20 protein-coding genes are annotated in these 18,124 nt (G+C 72.0%); 9 read left to right on the top strand and 11 right to left on the bottom strand.

Annotated elements, in window-relative coordinates; all coding sequences use genetic code 11:
* Positions 1 to 33 precede the first annotated feature (33 nt).
* From FHX44_RS32790 to FHX44_RS32775, 4 genes are all read right to left on the bottom strand, one after another.
* The gene (locus FHX44_RS32790) at positions 34 to 1,374 is read right to left on the bottom strand and encodes a M20/M25/M40 family metallo-hydrolase (RefSeq protein ID WP_342793195.1); all 1,341 of its coding nucleotides are present in this window, start codon (positions 1,372 to 1,374) and stop codon (positions 34 to 36) included.
* A 15-nt stretch (positions 1,375 to 1,389) separates the two neighbouring features.
* Positions 1,390 to 3,243: an ABC transporter ATP-binding protein gene (locus FHX44_RS32785; RefSeq protein WP_147259320.1), complete on the bottom strand. Its 1,854-nt coding sequence runs from the start codon at positions 3,241 to 3,243 to the stop codon at positions 1,390 to 1,392.
* Between the two features lie 70 nt (positions 3,244 to 3,313).
* Positions 3,314 to 3,979: a 3-oxoacid CoA-transferase subunit B gene (locus tag FHX44_RS32780; RefSeq protein ID WP_147259319.1), complete on the bottom strand. Its 666-nt coding sequence runs from the start codon at positions 3,977 to 3,979 to the stop codon at positions 3,314 to 3,316.
* Positions 3,976 to 4,686 carry a CoA transferase subunit A gene (locus tag FHX44_RS32775; protein WP_147259318.1) on the bottom strand — a complete coding sequence of 237 codons (711 nt, stop codon included), beginning with the start codon at positions 4,684 to 4,686 and terminating at the stop codon, positions 3,976 to 3,978. The genes FHX44_RS32780 and FHX44_RS32775 overlap by 4 nt, the downstream gene beginning before the upstream one ends.
* A gap of 84 nt (positions 4,687 to 4,770) precedes the next feature.
* On the opposite strand from FHX44_RS32775, the gene FHX44_RS32770 reads away from it, so the two are divergent.
* The 5 genes from FHX44_RS32770 to FHX44_RS32750 all read left to right on the top strand — a co-directional run bounded on the left by FHX44_RS32770 (position 4,771) and on the right by FHX44_RS32750 (position 9,960).
* The gene (locus FHX44_RS32770; RefSeq protein ID WP_212612755.1) at positions 4,771 to 5,646 is read left to right on the top strand and encodes a LysR family transcriptional regulator; all 876 of its coding nucleotides are present in this window, start codon (positions 4,771 to 4,773) and stop codon (positions 5,644 to 5,646) included.
* Positions 5,647 to 5,890: 244 nt separating this feature from the next.
* Positions 5,891 to 6,124 (top strand): RGCVC family protein, encoded by a 234-nt coding sequence (locus FHX44_RS42915; protein WP_212612754.1) that lies wholly within the window; start codon positions 5,891 to 5,893, stop codon positions 6,122 to 6,124.
* Between the two features lie 130 nt (positions 6,125 to 6,254).
* Positions 6,255 to 7,454 (top strand): glycosyltransferase, encoded by a 1,200-nt coding sequence (locus FHX44_RS32760; RefSeq protein ID WP_212612753.1) that lies wholly within the window; start codon positions 6,255 to 6,257, stop codon positions 7,452 to 7,454.
* Positions 7,451 to 8,473 carry a hypothetical protein gene (locus FHX44_RS32755; RefSeq protein WP_246170716.1) on the top strand — a complete coding sequence of 341 codons (1,023 nt, stop codon included), beginning with the start codon at positions 7,451 to 7,453 and terminating at the stop codon, positions 8,471 to 8,473. The genes FHX44_RS32760 and FHX44_RS32755 overlap by 4 nt, the downstream gene beginning before the upstream one ends.
* Positions 8,470 to 9,960, top strand: a complete 1,491-nt coding sequence (locus FHX44_RS32750) for a glycoside hydrolase family 130 protein (protein WP_147259317.1) — start codon at positions 8,470 to 8,472, stop codon at positions 9,958 to 9,960. Before FHX44_RS32755 ends, FHX44_RS32750 begins: the two co-directional genes overlap by 4 nt.
* Before the next feature lie 7 nt (positions 9,961 to 9,967).
* Here FHX44_RS32750 and FHX44_RS32745 read toward each other — a convergent pair whose 3' ends face one another.
* From FHX44_RS32745 to FHX44_RS32735, 4 genes are all read right to left on the bottom strand, one after another.
* Complete coding sequence (locus FHX44_RS32745) at positions 9,968 to 10,186, bottom strand: hypothetical protein (RefSeq protein ID WP_147259316.1); 219 nt, start codon at positions 10,184 to 10,186, stop codon at positions 9,968 to 9,970.
* The gene (locus tag FHX44_RS42415) at positions 10,187 to 10,348 is read right to left on the bottom strand and encodes a DUF6307 family protein (RefSeq protein ID WP_170309132.1); all 162 of its coding nucleotides are present in this window, start codon (positions 10,346 to 10,348) and stop codon (positions 10,187 to 10,189) included.
* Positions 10,349 to 10,375: 27 nt separating this feature from the next.
* Positions 10,376 to 10,825 carry a DUF5994 family protein gene (locus FHX44_RS32740; protein WP_246170715.1) on the bottom strand — a complete coding sequence of 150 codons (450 nt, stop codon included), beginning with the start codon at positions 10,823 to 10,825 and terminating at the stop codon, positions 10,376 to 10,378.
* A gap of 94 nt (positions 10,826 to 10,919) precedes the next feature.
* The gene (locus FHX44_RS32735; protein WP_246170714.1) at positions 10,920 to 11,783 is read right to left on the bottom strand and encodes a TetR/AcrR family transcriptional regulator C-terminal domain-containing protein; all 864 of its coding nucleotides are present in this window, start codon (positions 11,781 to 11,783) and stop codon (positions 10,920 to 10,922) included.
* Between the two features lie 241 nt (positions 11,784 to 12,024).
* Here FHX44_RS32735 and FHX44_RS32730 point away from each other — a divergent pair, with 241 nt between their 5' ends.
* On the top strand, positions 12,025 to 13,002 hold the full coding sequence (locus tag FHX44_RS32730; RefSeq protein ID WP_147259315.1) for an acyl-CoA desaturase: 978 nt from the start codon (positions 12,025 to 12,027) through the stop codon (positions 13,000 to 13,002).
* Positions 13,003 to 13,055: 53 nt separating this feature from the next.
* Here the strand turns inward: FHX44_RS32730 and FHX44_RS32725 are convergent, their stop codons facing one another.
* On the bottom strand, positions 13,056 to 13,388 hold the full coding sequence (locus FHX44_RS32725; protein WP_147259314.1) for a hypothetical protein: 333 nt from the start codon (positions 13,386 to 13,388) through the stop codon (positions 13,056 to 13,058).
* Positions 13,389 to 13,704: 316 nt separating this feature from the next.
* Between FHX44_RS32725 and FHX44_RS32720 the strand changes: the two genes are divergently transcribed.
* Positions 13,705 to 14,454 (top strand): GAF and ANTAR domain-containing protein, encoded by a 750-nt coding sequence (locus tag FHX44_RS32720; protein WP_170309131.1) that lies wholly within the window; start codon positions 13,705 to 13,707, stop codon positions 14,452 to 14,454.
* The gene (locus FHX44_RS32715) at positions 14,451 to 15,203 is read left to right on the top strand and encodes a GAF and ANTAR domain-containing protein (RefSeq protein ID WP_147259312.1); all 753 of its coding nucleotides are present in this window, start codon (positions 14,451 to 14,453) and stop codon (positions 15,201 to 15,203) included. Before FHX44_RS32720 ends, FHX44_RS32715 begins: the two co-directional genes overlap by 4 nt.
* Before the next feature lie 359 nt (positions 15,204 to 15,562).
* Here FHX44_RS32715 and FHX44_RS32710 read toward each other — a convergent pair whose 3' ends face one another.
* Complete coding sequence (locus FHX44_RS32710) at positions 15,563 to 16,492, bottom strand: EamA family transporter (protein WP_246170713.1); 930 nt, start codon at positions 16,490 to 16,492, stop codon at positions 15,563 to 15,565.
* A 334-nt stretch (positions 16,493 to 16,826) separates the two neighbouring features.
* Between FHX44_RS32710 and FHX44_RS42410 the strand changes: the two genes are divergently transcribed.
* The gene (locus FHX44_RS42410; protein ID WP_170309130.1) at positions 16,827 to 17,177 is read left to right on the top strand and encodes a CAP domain-containing protein; all 351 of its coding nucleotides are present in this window, start codon (positions 16,827 to 16,829) and stop codon (positions 17,175 to 17,177) included.
* A 19-nt stretch (positions 17,178 to 17,196) separates the two neighbouring features.
* Here FHX44_RS42410 and FHX44_RS32700 read toward each other — a convergent pair whose 3' ends face one another.
* Positions 17,197 to 18,027: a class II glutamine amidotransferase gene (locus tag FHX44_RS32700; protein ID WP_147259309.1), complete on the bottom strand. Its 831-nt coding sequence runs from the start codon at positions 18,025 to 18,027 to the stop codon at positions 17,197 to 17,199.
* Positions 18,028 to 18,124 lie beyond the last annotated feature (97 nt).

Here is an 18,124-nt window from a genome sequence, read left to right as displayed (position 1 = left end):
TCCGGTGGGAAGGTCCGATCTTGCTGTGCTCGATCACGCCGTCGCGAGGATCCGCGCGGTCACCCGTGCGCCGAACCGCAGCGCCGACAGCGGCACCCGTTCGTCGACCGCGTGGAACATGCCGAAGACGTCGAAGTCGTCCGGCACGCGCAGCGGCGTGAACCCGTACCCGGCGATCCCGAGCCGCGAGAGGTTCTTGTTGTCGGTGGATGCGGGCAGGAGGTACGGCACCACGACCCCGTCGGGGTCCTCCGCGGCCACCGCGGCGCGCAGGGCCCGGACCAGCGCCCCGTCGGCGGGTGCCGCGATCGGCGGCATCGACCTCCACTCGACCGAGACGCCGTCCCCGACGAGCCGCTCCACCTCGCGTTCGACGGCGCCCTCGCTGCCGGGCAGGATCCGCGTGTCGATCTCGGCGACCGCCTCGCCGGGGATCACGTTGGCCTTGTCGCCCGCCGAGAGGACCGTCGGGGTGGCGGTGTTACGCAGGCCGGCCCTGACGATGTCGCCGACGAACCCGAGCCCGGCGAGCTCGCGCTCGAGGTCGGAGCCGTCACCGGTGAGGTCACGCCCGGTCAGCTCACCGAACGCGGCGAGGAACGCCGCCGTCGCCTCGGTGCTCCGCACCGGGAACTCGTGGTCGTGCACCGCTGCGACCGCCCGCGCGATCCGCGCCACCGCGTTGTCGCGCGTCGGGCGGGAGGCGTGCCCGGCCACCCCGCGCGCCCGCAGGATCCCCCAGCCGACGCCCTTCTCCGCGGTGGCGAGCAGGTAGGCCCGCTGCGCCGTGCCGGGCACCGGTACCGAGAAGCCGCCGACCTCGCCGACCGCCTCCGTGGCGCCCGAGAACAGGTCCGGCCGGTTCTCCACCAGCCACTTCGCCCCCCACTCGCCGCCCGCCTCCTCGTCGGCGAAGAACGCCAGGACGAGATCCCGGCGCGGCACCACCCGGGCACGGCGCAGTGCCCGCGCCACCGCGACGACGGTGCCCGCGAACCCCTTCATGTCGACGGCACCGCGGCCGTACAGGACCTCGCCGTGCCGGCCGTCGTCGAGCACCTCGGCGGCGAAGGGCGGCACGGACCAGTCGGCGGCGTTCGCCGGCACCACGTCCAGGTGTGCGTGCACGACCAGGGCGTCTGCCGACGGGTCGCCGCCCGCGATCCGGGCGACGACGTTGCCGCGTCCGGGGGACGGCTCCACGTACTCGGACTCGATCCCGTCCTCGGCCAGCCGCTCGGCCACGTACCGCGCGGCGCACGCCTCGCCGTCGCCGATCGTGGTGGGGTCGCCGGTGTTGACGCTCTCGATGCGGATCAGGTCCCGCACCAGGTCGATCGTCTCCTCCTCGAGGAGAGCCTGGTCGATGGGCACGGTCGACCTCCTGTCTCAGGGCCGGTCGGCGCCGACCGCGTCGAGGTCGTCGACGTCGTCGAGGTCGTCGACGTCGTCGAGGTCGTCGACCGCATCGACGTCGTCGAGGAAGCCTCCGGACTGGTGCTCCCACAGTGCCGCGTAGGCGCCCTGCGCCGCGAGCAGCTCCGCGTGGCTGCCCTGTTCGACGATCCGGCCGCCGTCGAGCACCACGAGCCGGTCCATCCGCGCCACGGTGCTGAGCCGGTGGGCCACGACGAGCGCGGTGCGGTCCTCCATGAGCCGCCACAGCGCGTGCTGGACGAGGACCTCGCTCTCCGAGTCCAGGGCGCTGGTGGCCTCGTCGAGCAGCAGGATCGGCGCGTCCCGCAGGATGGCGCGGGCGAGGGCCACCCGCTGGCGCTGGCCGCCCGACAGCTTGATCCCGCGCTCCCCCACGACCGTGTCGAACCCGTCGGGCAGCCCGTCGACGAACTCGGTGACGTGCGCGGCCTCGGCGGCGCGGCGGATCTCCGCCTCGCTCGCCCCCGGCCGCCCGAACGCGATGTTCTCGCGCAGGGTCCGGTGGAACATGGCAGGGTCCTGCGGTACGTAGGAGATCAGGCTCCGCAGGTCGGCCTGGCTGATCCGGGAGATGTCCTGCCCGCCGACCAGGATGCGCCCGCCGTGGACGTCCATCAGCCGCAACAGCAGCTTGGTGAGGGTGCTCTTCCCGCCGCCGGAACGCCCGACGAGCCCGATCTTCGTGCCGCTGGGGACCACCAGATCGAGGCCGGTGAAGAGCGGCGCACCGCCGTCGTGGGCGAACGTCACCTGCTCGAACCGCACGTCTGCCGCGGTGGCGCGCAGCGGCTCCGGGGACACCGGGTCGCACACCGTCGGCGGGGTGAGCAGCAGCTCGGTGAACTGGGCGGCCTCGGTCATCGAGCTCTCCAGCCGCCGGTAGATCTGGTTGAACTCGAACATCACCCGCGTGGCGCTCCAGTAGTAGGTGAACGTCACGATGATGGCCTCCACGCCGAGTTGGCCGCCGCCGAGGCCGATGGCGACGAACAGACCGAGCGCATTGGTGAGCACGTACATCGGCGCGACGACCGTGTCGATGCGCAGGTTGGCGTAGTCCCACGACCTGATGGAGAGCCTGCGCTGCTCGGCGACGCGGGTCTTGTGCTCGGCAGCCTCGCGCTCCTCGGCGGCGAAGGCACGCACCGTCTCCATGTTCATCAAGCTGTCGGCGACGTGGCCGGACACCCGAGCGATGGCGGCCTCCCGCTGGTCGACCAGCGCCTGACGCCGCCGCACGAGCGGGGCGATGACCAGCGCGGTCACCACGATGAGGCTCACCAGGACGACGACCAGCATCGGGTCGTACTGCCAGAGGACCACCGACGCGAACACCAGCGGCACGAAACTGGCGATGACGGAGAACGCGAGCGTGTCGACGAACTCCTCGAACCGCGCGGCGAAGCTGAGCACCCGTTTCGTCAACGAACCCGCGAAGTTGTCGTGGAAGAACGCCGCGTCCTTCGCGAGCAGCTCGTTCATGCCGATCACGTACAGGTTCTCGATCCCGCGGCCGTCGGTCCGGTTCAGGCAGTGCACGCCGACGCGCCACAACCCCTCGGCCAGCAGCAGCACGGCGGCGAACCCGAGCACGTGGAGCAGCACGGTGGCCGGGCCGACCTCCTCTCCCCCGGCGATGCGGCCGGCGAGCGCGGCGACGATCAGCGGGCCGATGTAGGCCTGGCAGGTGTTTCCCAACGCCGGCAGCAGCAGCGCCGGAGCGGCGACCCGTCGGTTGCGGGCGAGCTCACGCCCGTAGTAGCGCAGCGCGAGCAGCACCGCCGTTTTGCGCCGCGGCGCAGCCATTCGATTTCCCCCTCACGCGAGGGGTTTCATGCTGGCCAGGCCGATGGCGAAATGCGACCGAATTAGGCGTTCAGTGGCCTGCCTGCGGCAGCAGGCCGTCCTCCAGCTCGACCCGGAACGGCGCTGCGGTGTGGGCGCGGACCCAGTCGACGCCGGTCCCGGCGGCCAGGTCGACGAGCACCAGGCCCGCGGCATCCGTGCGGAACGTCGCCGCCTCCGTCACGACGACGTCCACCGGCCGCTGGGCGGTGAGCGGGAACGTGCACTCCGGCACGATCTTCGGCGAGCCGTCCTTCGCGGTGTGCGTGGTGGCCACCACCACGGTCCGGGCGCCGACGAGCAGGTCCATCGCGCCGCCGACGCCGAGCACCGGCTTGCCGGGGATGGCCCAGTTCGCGATCCGGCCGGCCGCGTCGATCTGCAGGGCCCCGAGCACCGCGACCTCGACGTGCCCGCCGCGGATCATGCCGAACGACGCCGAGCTGGCGAAGTAGGAGGCGCCGGGCCGCGCGGTGACCGGCTGCTTGCCTGCGTGCACGAGATCGGGGTCCACCTGGTCCGGTGCCGGGGTCGGACCGACACCGAGCAGGCCGTTCTCGGTCTGCAGGTGGGCGGCGTGGCCGGATGGCAGGTGGTCGGCGACGAGGGTGGGGATGCCGATGCCGAGGTTGACAACCGCGCCGGGCCGGATGTGCGGGACGACGCGGGCGGCGATCCGGTTCTGGATGTCGGTCATCGCGCGGCTCCGCTCAGCACGACCGTGTCGCTGAGAACCACAGCGTCGACGAACAGGTGCGGGGTCACGATGGCCTCCGGGTCGAGGGCCCCGACGGGCACCACCTCGTCGACCTCGGCGATCACCAGGTCGGCGGCGGTCGCCATGTCCGGGTTGAAGTTGCGGGCGGTCTTCGAGTAGACGAGGTTGCCCAGCTCGTCGGCCGCCCGCGCCCGCACGAGCGCGACGTCGGCCCGCAGGCTCTCCTGGTAGATGTGCGGCTCGCCGCGGATCGTCCGCTCCTCGCGGCCCTCGCCGAGCGAGGTGCCCCACCCGGTGCGGGTGTAGAAACCGCCGATGCCCGCGCCGCCGGCCCGGATCGCCTCGGCGAGGGTGCCCTGCGGCAGCAGGTCGATCTCCAGCTTCCCGGCCTGGTACGCCGCCACGACGTCGGGGTTGCTGGTGAAGTAGGAACCGACGGCCTTGCGGACCCGGCCTTCGAGGAGCAGCCTGCCCAGGCCGCGGCCCGGCTCGCCGAGGTTGTTGCTGATGATCGTCAGGTTCCCGGCGGTCGTGTGCGCGAGCAGGCCCTCGATCAGCGTGAGCGGGGCGCCGACGAGGCCGAAGCCGCCGACCATGAGCGTGGCGCCGTCCTCGATCCGTGAGACCGCCTCGGCGACATCGAGAACGGCTGAGTCGACGGTGACCCGGTCGGCGAGTGTGGACATGCGCCGAGCTGACCACGGCCTCCACTCATATGTCCAACATCTACTTGCTCTGGAACAAAACGATCCGGATATAGGATCTGCTCCGTGCGCTACCGGCGGCTCGGCTACTTCGTGGCGGTCGCGGAGGAGCTGAGCTTCACCCGCGCCGCCCAGCGTCTGCACATGGCCCAACCCCCGCTCAGCCAGCAGATCGCCCTCCTGGAGAAGGAGATCGGCACGCCGCTCTTCGACCGCTCGCGCCGCACCATCCGGCTCACCGCCGCGGGCGCAGCCCTGCTGCCGGAGGCCCGCCGGCTGCTCACCGACCTCGACGAGACCGTGCGGATGGTGCGCAGCGTCGGGGACGGGACCGTCGGCAGGCTCGCCGTCGGGTTCGTCCCCTCGGCGATCAACGGCGTGCTCGCCGACCTGCTGCGTGAGTTCCGCGCCACGCACCCGGCCGTCGAGCTGACCCTGCGCGAGATGGCCCCCGACGCGCTGCTGCGGGCCGTGCACGACCGCCGCCTCGACCTGGCCGTGCTCTACCTGCCCGTCTCCGACCCGGACCTCGACCAGCGCCGGCTCGCCTCCGAGGAACTCCTCCTCGCCCTCCCCGAGGCACACCCCGCCGCGGCGGCGCGCGCGATCTCCCTCGCCGACGTCGCGGACGAACCTTTCGTCCTGCCGGAACGGCACGACGTGCCCGGGCTGCACGCCGCAGTCACCGCCCTGTTCACCGACGCCGGCGTCACACCCCGGATCGCCCAACGCGGCGTGTGGCTCATCCAGACCGTGCTGGGCCTGGTGGCCGCCGGAACCGGCCTCGCGGTGGTCCCGTCCTCGGCAACCGCGCTACGCAGGCACGGCGTGCTCCTCCGCCCCCTGACCGACGCGGCACCCCGGCTGGAACTGGCGGCGATCTGGCGCCGGGACAACGCGTCGTCGCCCTTGAAAGGCCTGTTGGACGTGATGGAGCCGTAGTGCGGTTCCGGGCGCCTCACCGCACAACTCCTCGCCCGGCGACGGCGCGCGGCGACGTGAGCTGCCCGGATCCGCACGCAGGCGTTGCCGTAGGGTCGAGGACAGGGGGTGGCTCCGATGAGCGGCCGGCGCATCACGCTCGGAGTGCCTCGCCGCGCCCGCCGGCCCGAGCAGTAGCCGCACCGCAGTGGCCGCACTCCCACTCGCCTGACCTGCACACCCGGGGATCCGGGTCCGCCACCACATGAGTCAGGAACAGCGCATTTCTCCGACCGATGCCCCACGGGCACTGTCCACGTCGTCCACCACGTCTGCTCCCGAGGGCGGCACGGATCTCCGCTGTGCCGCATGTCCGCACGACCGGGATGCGCACGACCCGATCGGCACCAGGTTCTGCACGGCGACGATCGCCGGCGCGCTGAGCCGGGGATGCGTCTGCGTCGGTGACGCGCCGGCGTCCGCGCACAGGGCTCGTTGAGCCGGCCCGCCTCGCAGCCGTCCTCGCAGCCGTCCCGAGCGAACGACGTTCGACCCGCCGGTGCCACCGCCGTCCCGACGGCGTGGCACACCCGCGGCGCCCGCACCTTCCGTCGACGTCAGGAGCACCTGTGCCCACCACGATCCAGCGACCCCCGGTACCGGCTCCCCGCCTGCCCGGCGACGCGTCGCGACCGGCGACGATCGGGATCCTCAGCACCTATCCCCCGACTCAGTGCGGGCTCGCGACGTTCAGCTCCGCCCTCGCCGAGCAGCTGAACCGCCGGCCGGGGACCGCCGGGATCGTCCGGGTCGTCGACCGGGCCGAGTCGCATCCCGGGGCCGAGGTCGCGGCGCACGTGGTGAACGGATCCGCCGGCAGCGCCGCCGAGGCGGCGCTGCACCTGAACGGGTTCGGGGCCGTCGTGGTCCAGCACGAGTACGGGATCTACGGCGGCGCCGACGGCTGCGACGTGATCGACATCGTGGCGGGCCTGACGGTGCCGACGATCATCGTGCTGCACACCGTGCTCAAGGAGCCCACCCCGCGGCAGCGGCGCATCCTGCGCTGGCTCGTCGAGTCGGCCGACGTCGTCGTGACCATGACCGAGACCGCGCGGCAGCGGCTGGTGGCGAGCTACGGCGCCGACCCCGACGCCGTCGTCGTCATCCCGCACGGCGCGATCGACCACGGTCCGGTCGACACCGAGGCGGCCCGGGCCGAACGGCTCGCGACCGATCGCCCCCTCGTCCTGACCTGGGGTCTGTTGGGACCGGGAAAGGGCATCGAGTGGGCGATCGACTCGCTGCCGGGCCTGCGCGACCTGCGACCCCGTTACCTCGTCATCGGCAAGACGCATCCCAAGGTGCTCGAGCGCGACGGCGAGGAGTACCGGCAGAGCCTGGTGCTGCGGGCGCACAACCGGGGCGTGGCCGACGTCGTGGAGCTGGACGACCGGTACCTCGAGGTCGGCGAGCTCGCCGCGCTCGTGCAGCTGGCCGATGTCGTCCTCCTGCCCTACGACTCGCACGAGCAGGTGACCTCCGGCGTGCTCATCGAAGCGGTGGCTGCGGGCCGTCCCGTCGTCTCCACCGCGTTCCCGCACGCCGTCGAGCTGTTGGGCGACGGGACCGGGCTCGTGGTGCCGCAACGCGACCCCGTCGCGTTGGAGGCCGCACTGCGCCGGGCGCTCGGCGAGCCGGAGCTGGCCGACGGAATGGCGGAACGAGCGGCCTCGAAGGCCCCGGGCCTGCTGTGGGGCGCTGTCGCTTCCCGCTACCGGCAGATCGCGGAGTCGCTCGTCACCGCACCGGTGCGGGTCACGTCGTGAGCGTGTCGATCGGTGCGCCCACCCGGTACGACCACATCCCTTCGCCACCCTTCACCCACCTGAGGCGCCTCACCGACGCCGGCGGTGTCTACGAGCACGCCCGCGGCACCACGCCGCGGCGCGAGCACGGCTACTGCCTCGACGACGTGGCCAGGGCCTTGGTGGTCGTCTCGCGCGAGAGCGGGCCCGCGCACGACGACCTCCGCGAGCACTACCTGTCGTTCGTGCTCGCCGCACAGGACGACGACGGCCGGTTCCGCAACCGCCGGGGCACCGACCTGCGTTTCCGGGGCGCACCCTGTGTCGAGGACTGCTGGGGTCGCGCGCTCTGGGCGCTCGGCACAGCCGCCCGGGACCCGCGCGCGCTCGCCGCGTTCGAGCGCGGTGCGCGGTGGCGTTCGCCGTCGCCCCGCACCATGGCCTTCGCAACGCTCGGCGCCGCGGAGGTGCTCTCCATCCAACCGACCCATGTCGGCGCGCTGGACCTGCTCGCCGCCGCCGCCGTCGCGATCGGGCGGCCCGCTCCCCGAGCGGACTGGCCCTGGCCGGAACCACGCCTGACCTACGCCAACGCCGTGCTGCCCGAGGCGCTGCTGGTGGCGGGTGACGCGTTGGGCGTGTCCGCGATGATCATCGACGGGTTGGGGCTGCTCGCCTGGCTGATCGAGCTGCAGACCCGCCACGGCCACCTCTCGCTGGTTCCCGCGGCCGGCCGCGGGCCACGCGACCGCGGGGCGGGTTACGACCAGCAGCCGATCGAGGCGGCCGCGCTCGCCGATGCCTGCGCGCGGGCTCACCGCATCACCGGTGAGCAGCGCTGGCTCGACGGGATATCCCGTTCCGCCGACTGGTTCCTCGGCGCCAACGACACGGCGAAGTCCCTGTACGACCCCGTCAGCGGAGGCGGCTGCGACGGCCTTGAGCGCTACGGGCGCAACGAGAACCAGGGCGCGGAGTCCACCCTGGCCCTGATGTCGACCCTGCAGCAGGCCCGGGCGCTCCTGGGGGCGCAGGCATGACGGCCGGCATGGTGACGCGCCTCGACGCCGCGCTGACGGCGGACCCGGCGCGCGTGCTGGCCCGGCTGTTCGTCCCCGGCCACGAGCTCGTGGGAGCGACCGAGTCCCGGGCCACCGGCGTGTTGGCGCGGATCCGCGCGCTCCCCGAAGCAGAGGTCCGCTCCACGCTGCGGGGCGTTCTCGCCCGCTACGCGGGCCGGCACCGGGATCTGCAGGGCGTGCTGGCGGCCCACTACGAGGAGATCGCCCACCGGGTGCCCGACCGCGACGCGTCGAGCGAGGAACGGCGGATGCTGATCGGGGCGTGGTTCACCCACGAGTACTCGATCGAAGCAGCCGCGCTGTTCAACCCGTCGGTCGTGGCGCATCCCGACCAGTCCGGTCTGCCCGAGGGCCACGTCCGGTTCGTCATGTCCTTGCGCGCGGTCGGCGAGGGTCACCTGTCGTCGATCGAGTTCCGCACCGGTGTCCTCGGTCGCGGACGCGAACTGTCCCTGGACGCCCCCGGTCCACACATCGAGACCGGCCGCACCGGGCCGGCCGTCCACGACAGGGTGCTGTTCGCGGCGGCGCTCGCCGAGGACGGCTCCGATGCGGAGAGCGCGTCGTTCCTCGTCGGAAGCCTCCCCGACCGGTTCGGTGAGCAGGAGTTGGACCGGGCCGTCGAGGCCTTGACGAGGCAGCGGGTCACCAGGCACGGCGGCGCCCGCACCGCGGACCGCGCGCGACGCATCGCCCGCTGCAGCTACGAGATCGCGTTCTCGTCGCGGTCGACGATCGCCGAGCGGGTGCTGTGGCCGCGCGGCCCCTCGGAGGCGCGGGGCATGGAGGACGCCCGCTTCGTCCGCGTCGTCCCCGACAACGGCGGCCCGACCTACCGGGCCACCTACACCGCGTTCGACGGCGACCACGTCGCGCCCCAGCTCATCGAGACCTCCGACTTCCGGCGTTTCCGGATATCCCAGCTCGCCGGGCCGGCCGCGAAGAACAAGGGGATGGCGCTGTTCCCCCGCACGGTCGCGGGGCGGCATGTCGCCCTCTCCCGGTGGGACCGGGAGACCAACGCGATCGCGACGTCATCCGACGGCTTCGTGTGGGGGGAACCGCGCACGCTGCACGTCCCGAGCCGTGCGTGGGAGCTCACGCAGACCGGCAACTGCGGCTCCCCGGTCGAGACCGACGCGGGCTGGCTGGTCCTCACCCACGGCGTCGGGCCGATGCGCGAGTACGCCATCGGTGCCCTGCTGCTCGACCTGGAGGAACCGAGCCGCGTGATCGGCGCGCTGCGCGAACCGCTCATGCGGCCACGCGAGGACGAACGCGACGGTTACGTGCCCAACGTCGTGTACTCCTGTGGCGCACTCCTGCACGGCGACCGGCTCCTGCTGCCGTACGGGGCCAGCGACGCCTCCGTGCGTTTCGCCGTGGTCGATGTGCCGCTCCTCCTGGCGCAGCTGGCCACCGACGGGCCGCCGAGCACGGCGTAGTACGGCGTCACTCGCGACTCGGCTCCCGGTCGGCCTCGGCGCTGTACAGCCGGAACATCTCGGCCGCGTCGGGGCCGTCGTACACCGGCTTGCCGTTCGCGTCAGCGACGTGGTTCACCCCCTCGGACGGGTCGTTGCGCCACGGCAGTGGGCTTCTCGACTCCGGTACCTGCCCGGCGTCGGGCGACTTCCTGCGGGTGATCCGCCGCTTTTCACCGCTTCCCATCTACCGCACCTTCTCCGGAATGTGGTCGATGGCGTACAGCACGTGCACCGCGAGATCCGATGCGTCCTTCTCACTGAGCTTCGAGTGTTGCGTCAAGGCAGACGCGACCAGCTGGATGCGCTGTTCGTAGAGTGAGATGTAGTTCTTGCCGTTGCTTTCCATGATTGACTCCTCCGTGGATATGGCAGATCAGGCGCTGACGGGCTCTGCGAGCAGCAGCGCGTCGACGCGGTCGGTGTTGCCTCGATGGCCCGCTGCCATCAGCGCGCCGTGCGCGGACGCCGGGGCGGCGTCGGGCGCCACGACCAAGAGCGTGACCAGGTGTGCTGCGCTCAGGACGTCGACCGTGGCGGGGTTCTGCGACCGGTAGCCCGCGAGCCGGACGAGCCGGCCGTCGATGGTGATCCGGCGCGGCGTGGGGCCCCATGCGTCGAGGTTGTAGCTCACGCTCTCGACGGGCCCCATCCGGACCGCGAGCACGGCCAGCAGCGCCGGAAGTTCGGCCGGAAGGTCACGCGAGCGGGGCCACCATCCACCGTCGACGAAGCCGGTGACAGGTCCGGGCGGTTTCAACCGCAGCCGCAGTTGAGGGTGACCGTCGATCGAAGGAATGCTTCGGGTGGTGGAATCCGACGTCATGTCGGTGCTCCGTCCTCGGACGCGGGCGTCCCGTGAATTTCGCCGAGGACGACATGGGCTCGAGCGCCCGTGCACTGGCTGAACCCGACAAGTCTCACGATACACCCGCCGGCGGCTCGCGACCGCCGATTCGGCCGCTTTCCTGAGCGAATTCGCTCGCGTTCAGCACGCCGATGGAACTCGACGCATTCTCTGGCGAAACCGTCGTCCGCGGTCGCAGGCCCGTGAGGATGACGTCGAGGCCCTCGTCGAGCTCGCGTTCGCCGTCGTATGCGGCGAGCTCACCGGCGAGTGCGCGCAACCGCGGGAACTCGGGCACCGGCAGCCGGTGCAGACCCAGCCGCAGCAGGTCGTCGCCCTCGTCCGGGCCGTGCGCGCGCTCCTGCAGCTCGTTGAGCACGTGGCCGTAGAGGAAGCCCGCGTAGAGCCGGTAGGCGTGCAACGCGCCGCCACCGTCGAACCCGGCCCGGATGAGCAGGTCCAGCAAGGCCTCGAGCGGGCGCAACATGCCGAGGGGGCGCGTGGCGAGCGGGGTGGCCAGCGGCCGGGTCGCCATCAGCGGGACGAGATGCGGGTGGGCGAGGGCGAGCTCCCGGAAGGCGTGCGCAGCGCGGCGCAACGCCTCCTCCCAGTCGCCGTCCGCCGGCGTGGCGGGGACCGGCAGCTCGGCCATCGCGAACTCGACGATCCCGTCGAGCAGGTCCTCCTTGCTGGAGGCGTAGCGGTACAGCCGCATCGGGTCACGGCTGAGCGCCGCGCCGAGGCGGCGCATGGACAGCGCCTCGACCCCGTCGGCATCGACGAGCGCCAGCGCCGCGCCGAGCACGTCGGCCCGGGACAGCCCGGTGCGTCGCCTGACCCGTCGCCTGGCGGGGGCGGCGGGCGCTCCTGCACCGCGGTCGGTGTCACCGTCCACGTCGCTCACCTCCGCACCCGGCATCGTGTCCCGCCCCACCATCGGTGGAGGATCCGACCGCGACACCGTAGTGTCTACATCGTAGCGCTAGACCGTAGCGTCAGCTGTAGTGCTACATCTGTCGATTTCCGGGTATCCCTTGCCGGGACGCCCCCGGACGCCCGCGGATGTCGTCCCGCCGCCGGGCCTGTCGAACGGCCCTCGCTGCCGCCCGGACCAGCGCGGCACCCCCGCCTTGCACACCACTGCCTTGCACATCCGATTCACCGAGGAGAACCTCGATATGACGACGTCGACCCCCGCGTCCACCGCCCGTGGCGGCGCGCCACCCACCGGCGTCTCACGACCCGGCGGCGCCAAACCCGTCCTCGACGGCCGGCGCCCGCCCGGCGAGAGCGCCCTCGTCTACATCTTCACCCTGGTCCCGACATTCGCGCTGCTCGCGGCCATACCGCTGGCCTGGGGTTGGGCGTTGAGCTGGACCGACGTCGGCATCGCCGTCGGCTTCTACCTGCTGTCCGCCTTCGGCGTCACCGTCGGCTTCCACCGCCACTTCACCCACCGGGCGTTCAAGGCGAACCGTGGTCTGCGAGCCGGACTGGCGATCGCGGGCAGCATGGCCCTGCAGGGCGACGTCATCACCTGGGTGGCCGACCACCGCCGCCACCACGCCTTCTCCGACAAGGAGGGCGACCCGCACTCCCCGTGGCTGTTCGGGACCACTCCCGTCGCGCTGGCCAAGGGCTTCTTCCACGCCCACCTCGGCTGGCTGTTCGGCAAGGACCGCACGAACGCCGAGCGCTTCACCCCCGACCTGCTCGCCGACCGGGACATCGCCCGGATCAGCAGGCTGTTCCCGCTGTTCACCGTGATCAGCCTGCTCGCGCCCGCCCTGCTCGGTGGCCTGATCACCATGTCGTTCTGGGGTGCCGTCACGGCGTTCTTCTGGGCCGGGCTGGTCCGCGTGGCCGTGCTGCACCACGTCACATGGTCGATCAACTCGATCTGCCACATGATCGGCGAGCGTCCCTTCGCCGCGCAGGGCAAGGCGACCAACTTCTGGCCCCTGGCGCTCCTGTCCCTCGGCGAGTCATGGCACAACCTGCACCACGCCGACCCGACCTGTGCCCGTCACGGGGTCCAGGCGGGACAGATCGACCTGTCCGCCCGTCTCATCCAGGCCTTCGAGAAGCTGGGATGGGCCCGCGACGTGCGCTGGCCCACGCCCGCCCGCCTCGCGAAGCTCAACGCCGCGAGCTGACAGCCGGCCGGGCCCGTCGTCGTCCTCCCGGTGACGACGACGGGCCGACCCCCTCAGCCCGCGGGCTGCGCGGCCTCCCGCATCGCGACCGGCGCGCCCGCCAGGTCCTCCTCGTTGCAGAGCAGCTTGACCTCGTAGTACGGAGCGCCGTCCTGGTCGTTGTAGTCGAGGTGGACGGCGATCACATCGACGGGCTCGCCCAGCCACTCCTGAACGCGCCGCAACCACACGGCGGACCGTTCGAGTGCGGTCGGCAGGTCGTCATCGCGGAACTCGACCGGCCGGAAGGGCACATCGTGGATCTGGTCCTGCGCGTGGTCGGGTCGGGGCAGCTCGGCCGCCAATCCCGCGTCGTCGAGCCGTAGGCCCACCGGGTTCTCACTCACATCTGCAGTTTCGCGAGTCCGGCGAGACCGGACAAGCGCCACGCCGCGGTCACACCGTACTGCGGTTCGTCACACGTCGGTTCGTCACACGTCGAGGATGCCGACCGTCCCGTCGGTGAATCGGCGAGTACCGGCTCGCCGGCTCGACACAGGAGTACGGTGGCGGCCTAGGTTGCCGAGCGGGGGCGGGTCGATCGCATCGTCGATGTGTCGAGGGCCCGCGCCGACCAGCCCGGCGAGACGGAGCTGGTGGCGATGTGGTCGGGCTGGATGTGGTCGACGCAGTCGGTCGTGCCCCGGTTGCAGGGCACCGGCGATGGCTGAGCCGGGCGGACTCACGCAGCTGTTGGCCGACATCGTGGCCGAAGGCGGCGCTGCGGCACCGCGGCGGATCTGCGAGGCCTGCCTCGCGCTGCTGCCGGTCAGCCGTGCTGCCGTGACGATGATGGCGGGCCCGGACCGCCAGGAGCCGATCTTCGCAAGCGACGCGGTCGCGACCCATCTCGACGAGCTGCAGTTCCGCCTGGGTGAGGGACCGTGTGTGGAGGCGTTCACGGAGCGCCGACCGGTGCTCGTCCCGGACCTGATGGAGCTGACCGACAGCCGCTGGCCGATCTTCGCCGCCGCGGCCCGGCGCACACCGGTCCGTGCCGCCTTCGTGCTCCCGCTGCAGGTCGGTGTGATCGGAGTCGGGGTCCTGGACCTGTACCGCGACGAGCCCGGCATGCTCGACGACGACGACCTGGCAGGCGCGCTGCGTGCCGCCGACGCGGTGCTGTGGGCGCTGCTCGGCATCCGGGCCGGTGACCCGCCACAGCGTCCGGCGCAGGCGAACCCGGCGGACAACGGCGCCGACCCGCACGGCTGGTTGACCGGGTCGCCGTTGGACCACACCTCGGTCTACCAGGCCACTGGGATGATCATGGCCCAGCTGGACGTGCCCGCCGAAACGGCGTTGAGCAGGCTGCGCGCCTACGCATTCGTGCACGACCGATCGATCGACGACATCGCCCGGGACGTCGTGGCACGACGCCTGCGGTTCACAGCCGAGGAGGAGGAATCATGACGGACGCCGGGCAGGAGGGTCGCGAAAGGGTACTGACGGAGGCGTTCGTCAGCCTTGCCGACACCCTGGTGACCGACTTCGACGTGATCGACCTGCTGCACCGCCTGTGCAACGACAGCGTCGCGTTGCTACCGGTCGACGCCGCCGGTCTGATGCTGTCGGACCAGCGCGGCACGCTGCGGGTGGTGTCCTCCTCGACCGAGCAGGCGCACCTCGTCGAGCTCTTCCAACTGCAGGCCAACGAAGGTCCGTGCCTGGACTGCTTCCACACCAGCCGGCAGGTCGTCGTCGCCGACCTCGACGACGAAGCCCGCTGGCCGCGCTTCGTCGCGCACGCGCGGGAAGCCGGCTACCGGTCCGTGCACGCGCTTCCCCTGCGCCTGCGCTCGGAGACGATCGGCGGGCTCAACCTGTTCGCGAGCACACCCGGCGAGCTCTCGCCGCACGCACTCCGGGTCGGGCAGGCGCTGGCCGACGTGGCCACCATCGGCATCCTGCAGGAACGCGCCCTCCGCCGCCAGGAGATGCTCGCCGAGCAACTGCAAGGCGCGCTCAACAGCCGCGTGATCATCGAACAGGCCAAGGGCATGCTCGCCGAACGCGGCCGGATCGAACTCGATCAGGCGTTCACCCTGCTCCGCGCGGCGGCGCGGTCCCGCCAGCGACGGCTCAGCGACCTCGCCCGGGACATCGTCAGCGGCGCCGTCATCTCGGGTGTACTGCCCGACCCGCCCCGGCCGAACGAGTAGCGGGACGCTCAGGAGTCGCGGGCTCGGCGTCGTCGGCCTGCGGGCCTCGACGGGGTGCGTCGGGGGCCTCCGTGCCACGGCGACTCGTACTTCTGGAGGAGCCCGAGGCCGCTGTTGCGGTCGAGCGCACCGATCATGACGACCGTCACGAAGATGATTGCCCCGAGAAACGTGATCATCGCCGGCTTCCGTTCTGTCGCAGCTCGGCCTGGAGTCAGGCGAGGCGTCGGGGCAGAACGACAACGATCCTGAGGCCGCGTCTGAAATCCTTCTGCAACAGCAGCCTACTCCTGTTCCCCGCCGTGACCGCGGTCCTGGCCTGCGGACGTACCGCCGCGGTTCGGCTGCCGCCGGCCGCCTCAGGCGACGGGTGAGATCTGGGTTTCGAGGGCGCGGGCCGGGCGCCGCGATGTGATGGTCATGGCGACGCCGCTGAGGATCAGCGCCCCGCCCACCGCCTGCACCGGCGTGGGCACCTGACCCAGCAGCAGCCACGAGGCCACCGCGGAGGCGACCACCTCGAGCAACGCCACCAGCGAGCCGCGAGGCGCACCGATGCGGGCGATCGCGGCCACGCCCGCGAGGTAGGCGATCACCGACGAGATGAGCACCAGCAGTGTGGCGGCCAGGGGCCACCCGACATCGACGCCCGCGAGGAGCACACCGGTCGCGGCGGTGTCGATCACGATCGGCAGCACGCCCGCGACGCCGAGGAGGGCCACGACGACCGTGCCGATGGTCATCCCGACGCCGGCGAGCACCAGCGGCGGGGTGGCGCTGCCTGCGCGGTCGGCGACCAGGAAGTACGACGCCTGGCACACCGCGGCGGCGAGACCCCAGGCGATCCCCTCCCAGCGCAGCTCGACGCCGGTCCAGATCTGCACCACCAGTGACAGCCCGAAGAGCGCGACCACGGCGCCGAGCAGCGTGCGCGGGCCGAGCCGCTGCCTGCGCACCAGCCACACCCAGGCGAGCACCAGGATCGGGCCGAGGAACTCCAGCAGGAGTGCGACCGCGACCGGCACGTAGAGCAGCGCGTTGAAGAACGCCACCTGCACGCCTGCCACCGCGAGCACGCCGTACAGCACCAGGGCGGGGCCGTCGGCGCGCACCGCGGCCAGCACGCCGGGCCGGATCAGCGCGAGTATCACCAGCAGGACCGCCGCGGCCCCGCCCATCCGGACGAGCACGGCACCGTTGGCCGACCAGCCGGCGTCCGTCAGCGCCTTCGCGAAGGGCCCCGACAGCCCGAACGTGACGGCGGATACCACCGCGAGCGCAAGCCCCACCCCTGAACGTCCGGCGACCACGTGCAGACCAACTCCGACGGTGCAGCTCCCATTCCCGCGGGAGGGCGACGGGCCCCGCACCCGGCTGTCGGTCACTCGGAGTGACCGTCAGCGCTCCTGTCCGGACGACGTCCGACTTCTCTTTCGGGTCCTGAGCCCGCTGTTAGCTTTCCGGCATGGTCAGCCTCGGGCGCCATTCCGGCACTGTTCTCGGCATCGCACTCGTTCCCTGTTCGTCGGCTCACTGCTGATCAGCCCGCTGACCGGTGGAGCCGGCGCGGCCGCGGCACCCGCCGCGCAGGGCGCGGCCGCGGCGCGCGGTCTCGCCGCGGACGTGATCGCGCGCACCAACGCGATCCGGAAGCAGGCGGGCTGCGCCCCGGTGAAGGCCGACGAGCGGCTGCGCTCCGTCGCCCAGGCACATGCCTCGGAGATGGCGCGCCACCGCTATCTCGACCACGAGGATCGCGACGGGACGTCCTCGGACGAGCGGATCGGCTCCGCGGGCTACGGCAACGTCACCGGCGAGAACCTCGCGCACGGTTACGCCGGTGCCGCCGAGGTCATGGACGTGTGGATGCGTTCCGCGGGACACCGCGCGAACATCGAGGACTGCGCGTTCACGCACATCGGCGTCGGTTACGCCCCGGACGGCGGCTACTGGGTGCAGGACTTCGGCGGCTGACCGGGGCGGCCACGACCGGCTACGCGCTCCGCGGCCGGAACGGCCGCTCCTCGTCGGGGCCCTTCTGGATGACCAGCGCGCTGGACGGCGGCACCTCGTGCCACAGCCCCGGCAGGGCGACGAGCGGCTCGGACACGACCACGCGCGCGTCGTCGCCGAAGTGGGCGAACCGCTGGTCGGCGGGGTAGAGCTGGCGGACCGCCTCGATGTCCTCGCTCACGTGCAGGGTGTTGACGACCGGACCGCTCGCGTAGCGGACGGCGTAGAGCCGCTCGCCGTCGGACAGGCCGATCGTCATCTGCAGCGGCTCGGCAACGCCGTGGGCGGCGCCGAGCGCCTCGACGTGCCCCGCCATCCGCTCCAGACCGCCGATCGGGTCCTCCTCGAGACCGAAGGTCAGGGCGAGGTGGAACATCAGCTCGGAGTCGGTCGAGCCCCTGATGTTGGTGAAGAGGTCGGGCCGGATCGCGAACAGGAGCTCCCGGCGCAGCCGGAGGTAGTCGGCGACGTACCCGTTGTGGACGAAGATCCAGCGCCCGTAGCGGAACGGGTGGCAGTTGGTCTGCTGCACCGGCGTCCCGGTGGTGGCGCGGACGTGCGCCAGGAACAGCGGCGACTCGATCGCCGCGGTCAGCTCGCGCAGGTTCTCGTCACCCCACGCGGGGATCGTGCTGCGGAACAGCGCGGGGCCGTCCCGCGGCCCGTACCAGCCCAGGCCGAACCCGTCCCCGTTCGCGGCGGTCATGTGCGGCCCGGCACGCCTGCTCTGCTCGATGAGCGATCGCTCCGGGTCGGAGACGAGCTCCTTGGGCAGGATCGGGCTGCCGAAGTAGCCGAGCCAGCGGCACATCCCGTCACCTCGCATCCCTGCGGCAGACGACACGGTCCTCCGTGGATTCCCGTGCGTCGCGGTGATCATCCGGGCCGCGGGTCCGGGCCACTCCGCC

The sequence above is a fragment of the Pseudonocardia hierapolitana genome (assembly GCF_007994075.1).
Taxonomy (GTDB): domain Bacteria; phylum Actinomycetota; class Actinomycetes; order Mycobacteriales; family Pseudonocardiaceae; genus Pseudonocardia; species Pseudonocardia hierapolitana.
Note: the sequence above shows the minus strand (reverse complement) of the source record. Positions and strands in the feature narration are given on the sequence as shown.